Source organism: Streptomyces sp. A0642, assembly GCF_004795105.1.
Lineage (GTDB): Bacteria > Actinomycetota > Actinomycetes > Streptomycetales > Streptomycetaceae > Streptomyces.
In genome coordinates this window covers 1-801 of record NZ_SSBL01000080.1, presented here as the reverse complement: position 1 = coordinate 801, position 801 = coordinate 1, and the positions used below count along the sequence as shown (strand labels likewise).

1 protein-coding gene is annotated in these 801 nt (G+C 64.8%); it reads right to left on the bottom strand.

The genetic code is table 11. The features are described 5' to 3' along the window. Positions 1-782, bottom strand: a 782-nt coding sequence (locus tag E6R60_RS36465; RefSeq protein WP_240802826.1) for an acyltransferase domain-containing protein, incomplete at its 3' end; no start/stop codon positions are given. Positions 783-801: the final 19 nt, after the last annotated feature.

Here is an 801-nt window from a genome sequence, read left to right as displayed (position 1 = left end):
GACCCCACGACGACACCGCCCCGGTCCGCACTCCCGTCGGTGAGCGGCATGGCCAGCACCGGATGAGCGGAGATCTCCACGAAAACCCCGTGCCCGTCCTCCAGAAGCTGCTCCAGGGCACGATCGAAGCGGACAGGCTCCCGCAGATTACGGCACCAGTAACCACCATCCAGCCCCGTGCCGTCCGACACCCCACCCGTCACCGTCGAATAGAACGCAATGTCCGCACGCTTCGGCACCAGACCCTCGAAACCCGACGCCAGGTCGGCCAGGAGAGGATCCATCTGCGCATTGTGGGACGCGTAATCCACATTGATCTTCCGGGCATAAACATCCTGCCCCTGAAGATCCCCCACGATCTGCTCGATCGCCTCCGCCCGCCCCGAGATGATCGTCGACCCCCCGGTATTCACCGCGGCCACCGACAAACCATCCCCATAAGGAGCAAGGAACTCCTCCACCACAGCAACAGGCCGCTCGATCAGCGCCATCCCACCCTGACCCGCACACGCAAGAACAGCCTTCGAACGCTGCGCAACAATCTGCGCACCCTGCTCCAGAGTCAGAGCACCGCTCACCACAGCGGCCACCACCTCACCCTGCGAATGCCCCACCACCGCAGCCGGCTCCACCCCCCACGACCGCCACAACGCCGACAACGCCACACCCATCGCGAACAAAGCCGGCTGCACCACATCCACCCGGTCAAACGGAGGATGCTCACCCTCCACACCCGCCAACACCTCACGCACCGACCAACCCGTGAACGGCGCCAACGCCACATCACACGCCTCAACCACC